Source organism: Pantoea sp. JV6 (genome assembly GCF_025910055.1).
Lineage (GTDB): Bacteria > Pseudomonadota > Gammaproteobacteria > Enterobacterales > Enterobacteriaceae > Pantoea > Pantoea agglomerans.
In genome coordinates, this window is sequence record NZ_JAPCIM010000017.1 from 1 (window position 1) to 4762 (window position 4762).

Sequence of the window (4762 nt, forward strand, 5' to 3'; positions counted from 1 at the left end):
AGCGTAGTGACGTGCAGCAGTCTCATACTCAACGTGTGCGGTGTTGATGGTGATACCGCGGGCTTTTTCTTCAGGCGTGCTGTCGATCTGATCGAATGCACGAGCCTGGCCGCCGTTGGTTTTAGCCAGTACGGTAGTGATAGCTGCAGTCAGGGTGGTTTTACCGTGGTCAACGTGACCGATGGTGCCCACGTTTACGTGCAGTTTGTTACGTTGAAATTGCTCTTTAGCCATCGCTAGTCCCTCTAAGACACGGATATATCAATGATATCATCACATTAACCAGGCAATGCCTGACTGCAAGGAAGTTACAGAGAAAATCAGGAGGGAGATTAAAGGAAGTGGTGCTGATACCCAGAGTCGAACTGGGGACCTCACCCTTACCAAGGGTGCGCTCTACCAACTGAGCCATATCAGCACATCTGGAGCGGGCAGCGGGAATCGAACCCGCATCATCAGCTTGGAAGGCTGAGGTAATAGCCATTATACGATGCCCGCATCCTGGAACTCGGCTACCTGTTCTTTCTGTAGCTTGCAGATAACAGAGATGTTTCTCTATTATCTACTGTCTGTCAGCGAAGCTGACCGACTTTGACTTCGCTAACGCTCAGTCTGAATTCAGGGTGATAAGTGACTCACCTGACAGATAAACAGGTTGTTTATCTGCGTACCCAACCGCGAGGTTGAGATGGTGGTGGGAGAAGGATTCGAACCTTCGAAGTCTGTGACGGCAGATTTACAGTCTGCTCCCTTTGGCCGCTCGGGAATCCCACCTACTTGATGGTGCCGGCTACCGGAATCGAACTGGTGACCTACTGATTACAAGTCAGTTGCTCTACCAACTGAGCTAAGCCGGCATCAAGTGGAGCGCATTCTAGGAAGGTCGGGCTCTGGATGCAACTAAAAAATCGCTTATTTTTTTCTATCGCTTACTATTTGTGCAAATCATCGCATTTTAGTGTTTTTGTGCAGAATATTTGTGCAATCTGGTCCTGTTTTCATAGGATCAGTTGGCTCGCGCTAATGCCTTAGGCCTCTCTCTGGACCGCTTTTCAGCAGGTAAATGATCTGCAGGCAGTATTTTTATTTCACACGCCTGTACCGAACGATGCTTTTTTGACCTCGCCTGCGCTTTTTTTTCATGTGCAGGCACTTTTCTGTAGAAAGCAGGCCTGTTTTGACATGCGTGTCCCTTATGTCGGTACGACGATGACCAGGCGTGGAGCCTTTCAAAATGACTCTACGCCGTTTGTTCTTTTGCTGAAGTTCTTATGGGACATATTGAATTTGTACCGCCTCAGCCTCTCTCTATGCCCTTATAGCGGCGTTTTGTCATTCAGACGTGTCAGATGTAAAAAGCAGATAAAAGCCGCACATGCGCTGTGATGACCTGCAATATCATAAACAACGATAAAGCAGTAAAAATTAAAGCCACCATGATGTTTTGTGGGTATGCCGACGAAAGCGAGATCACGTTTATCTTTTTACTTCTGTTAAAAGCCATACTGGTGATACCCTCCAGCCCATTGTTCTCACTGATAAACCAGCGATTCGTGATTCACTTCACCTGTGCTGTCCTGCTTATCGGATAACACGCGGTTGATAGCCATGAATTTGCGGTCAGATGCATGCTTATGGATAAAACGACCCCCCTGACAACGCCTTATTTAGAGTTCACTCGTGAGCAATGGGCTGCATTACGTGATTCCGTTCCTATGACGCTGTCAGAGGAAGAGATCGCGCAGCTGGAGGGCATCAACGAGGATCTCTCGCTGGAGGAAGTAGCGGAAATTTATCTGCCACTTTCGCGTCTGCTTAATTTTTATATAAGTTCTAACGTTCGCCGGCAGGCTGTACTGGAGCAATTTCTGGGCACCAATGGCCAGAAAATCCCCTATATCATCAGTATTGCGGGTAGCGTAGCGGTCGGTAAAAGCACGACTGCGCGTGTCTTGCAGGCTTTGCTCAGCCGCTGGCCTGAACATCGCAAAGTCGAATTGATCACTACTGATGGCTTCCTTCATCCTAATGCCGTGCTGAAAGAGCGTGGGTTAATGAAGAAAAAAGGATTCCCGCAATCCTACGATATGCACCGGTTGGTCAATTTCGTCTCCGATTTGAAGTCGGGAGCCAGTCAGGTGACTGCTCCGGTCTATTCACATCTGATTTATGATGTCATCCCTGATGGCGATAAAGTGATACAGCAGCCTGATATTCTGATTCTGGAAGGACTGAATGTATTACAGAGTGGAATGGACTATCCCCACGATCCCCATCATGTCTTTGTTTCAGACTTCGTCGATTTTTCTATCTATGTTGATGCAGAGGAAGATCTCCTGCAAAGCTGGTATATCAATCGATTCCTGAAATTCCGCCAGGGCGCATTTACCAATCCGGACTCCTATTTCCATCATTACGCCCAGCTCTCAGAGGCAGAAGCAGTTGAAATTGCTGGCAATTTATGGAAAGAGATTAACTGGCTTAACCTGCAGGAAAATATCCTGCCGACGCGCGAGCGAGCCAGCCTGATCATGACCAAAAGTGGCGATCATGCGGTCGATAAGGTTCGCTTGCGTAAATAACTGCTGTCATAAAAAAGCCTGCGTTGCTGCAGGCTTTTTTTACTCAGACAGGACGCAGTGATATTTCTCCACCCACCCAGGCTTTTATTTCGCCATCCTGTTCCAGTAACAGGCCACCCTGGCTGTCTACGCCTCGCGCAATACCATGGACCTCACGTTCACCGATAAGCAGCTTAACCGGCCGGTTAATAAAATTATCCAGCGCAGCCCAGCGTGCGACAAACGGGGTTAATCCCTCCTGCTCAAAGAGCGGCAGAGCTTCGCGCAGACTGTTGATCAGACGTGCCGCCAGCTCATTGCGGTTTACCGTTACCCCGGCCTCCTGCAGGTTAATCCAGCCCTGATTAATCTGTGATGCATCGGCTGTTCGCATCGCCAGGTTAATCCCCGCACCAATCACGATCTGCGCAGCATCGCCGGTTTTACCTGTCAGTTCGACCAGAATACCCGCCAGTTTACGATCGTTCAGATAAATGTCATTGGGCCATTTTACGCGGACATCATCGGCCCCTAATGAACGTAATGTCTCAGCCATGATAATGCCAATTACCAGGCTCAGACCCATCGCCGCTGCCGGCCCCTGCTCCAGACGCCAGTACATAGACATGTAGAGGTTCGCGCCAAAGGGCGAAAACCACTGACGGCCACGACGGCCTCGACCCGCCTGCTGATATTCCGCAATGCAGGCAGCACCCGACTCCATTTCATGCATACGTTCCAGCAGATACTGATTTGTGGAATCAATCACCGGGATTACCGAGACGTTACCCTGCGTAACCTGTGAGAGTATCGCCTGCTCATCCAGCAGCTGTATCGGGGCAGAGAGACTGTAACCTTTACCTGTCACGGTATAGACATCAAGACCCCAGCTTTTTAACGTCTGGATATGCTTATTTATGGCTGCGCGACTCATGCCCAGCGTTTCACCCAGCTGCTCACCGGAATGGAACTCACCGTCAGATAAGATATCAACCAGCTTTAGCGGAACATTATGGTCTTTCATGCGATCACCCCGACGGCATTACACTCACCCTGCGCCTGAATAAAGCGCACTTCGGGCTCAAGCCAGACATCAAATTTTTCACCAACCTGAGCGCGTACGGTTTTTGCCAGCGCAACGATATCGTCGGGAGTGGCATTTTCAGCGTTGATCAGCACCAGAGCCTGTTGCTGGTGAACTGCCGCGCCCCCGATGCGGTAACCTTTCAGCTGGCACTGATCGATAAGCCATCCTGCTGCCAGTTTGATTTCACCATTTGGCATCAGATAGTGTGGCATAGCCGGAAAATGCGTCAGTAGTGAGCTGCACTGCGCCTCGGTGACGACAGGATTTTTAAAAAAGCTGCCTACATTACCGGTGACTTTCGGATCGGGTAATTTGCTCTGCCGCATCTGGCATACCGCGTGATAGACATCCCAGGCATTGGCCGTCACCGGATTGAGCGTTTTCAGATCGCCGTAGGTTAATACCGGTTGCCATTGCTTAGGCAATATTATCCCGACTGCGACGATGACATAGCCTGACTGGTAGTGATGTTTAAAAATGCTGTCACGATAGCCAAACTCACAGGCTTCACGATCGAGACGTTCTGTCTGACCACTGTGCAGATTAAGTACATCCACGTATTCGCAGACGTCTTTTAATTCCACGCCATAAGCACCTATGTTCTGAATCGGTGCCGAACCGGTCATACCAGGGATCAACGCCAGATTTTCCAGGCCTGTGATTCCTTTTTCCAGCGTGCTTTTAACCAGCTGATGCCAGTTCTCACCTGCCCCGACGTGCAATTTCCAGCACTCATATTCATCCTGAATTTTGATGCCTTTGATGCGGTTCAGCACCACTGTACCGGCAAAATCTTCCAGGAAGAGGACATTGCTGCCTTCACCGAGCACGAGGAAAGGCGTTTGATCACTCTGGCTGGCCTGCCATGCTGCCAGAATGGCGGCTGGCGTCTCGGCGACGATGCGTTTCTGTGTATGTACTTCAAGCCCAAGCGTATTGTCGGCTTTTAAGGAGGGATGCTGGCTGGACATTTGACGGCCTTTACTGAGTTATCTGGCCGTAGTTTACCGTATCAGAGAGGGGTTCTCAGGCTGTTTTCGGGGGTTATGATGCAGTTTTTCACGATCTGCAGACGTAAAAAAGCCCCGCACTTCCGTGCGGGGCTTCTTCACTT

4 protein-coding genes and 4 tRNA genes are annotated in these 4762 nt (G+C 49.8%); 1 reads left to right on the top strand and 7 read right to left on the bottom strand.

Annotated features, from left to right (window positions below; translation table 11 throughout):
* The 5 genes from OK412_RS16845 to OK412_RS16865 all read right to left on the bottom strand — a co-directional run.
* A partial coding sequence (locus OK412_RS16845) for a GTP-binding protein (protein ID WP_229518771.1) occupies window positions 1–234 on the bottom strand: 234 nt, incomplete at its 3' end.
* 108 nt (window positions 235–342) lie between these two features.
* Window positions 343–418, bottom strand: a tRNA-Thr gene (locus tag OK412_RS16850).
* Between the two features lie 5 nt (window positions 419–423).
* Window positions 424–498: transfer RNA gene (locus OK412_RS16855), tRNA-Gly, on the bottom strand.
* A 191-nt stretch (window positions 499–689) separates the two neighbouring features.
* Window positions 690–774, bottom strand: a tRNA-Tyr gene (locus tag OK412_RS16860).
* Window positions 775–781: 7 nt separating this feature from the next.
* Window positions 782–857: transfer RNA gene (locus OK412_RS16865), tRNA-Thr, on the bottom strand.
* Window positions 858–1634: 777 nt separating this feature from the next.
* Between OK412_RS16865 and coaA the strand changes: the two genes are divergently transcribed.
* The gene (gene coaA / locus OK412_RS16870; RefSeq protein ID WP_010672227.1) at window positions 1635–2582 is read left to right on the top strand and encodes a type I pantothenate kinase; all 948 of its coding nucleotides are present in this window, start codon (window positions 1635–1637) and stop codon (window positions 2580–2582) included.
* A gap of 43 nt (window positions 2583–2625) precedes the next feature.
* Here coaA and birA read toward each other — a convergent pair whose 3' ends face one another.
* Together birA and murB are read right to left on the bottom strand one after the other, a co-directional pair.
* Entirely contained in the window at window positions 2626–3585 is a 960-nt protein-coding gene (gene birA, locus OK412_RS16875) for a bifunctional biotin--[acetyl-CoA-carboxylase] ligase/biotin operon repressor BirA (protein ID WP_010261004.1), read from the bottom strand.
* On the bottom strand, window positions 3582–4619 hold the full coding sequence (gene murB / locus OK412_RS16880; protein ID WP_033780876.1) for a UDP-N-acetylmuramate dehydrogenase: 1038 nt from the start codon (window positions 4617–4619) through the stop codon (window positions 3582–3584). Before murB ends, birA begins: the two co-directional genes overlap by 4 nt.
* Window positions 4620–4762 lie beyond the last annotated feature (143 nt).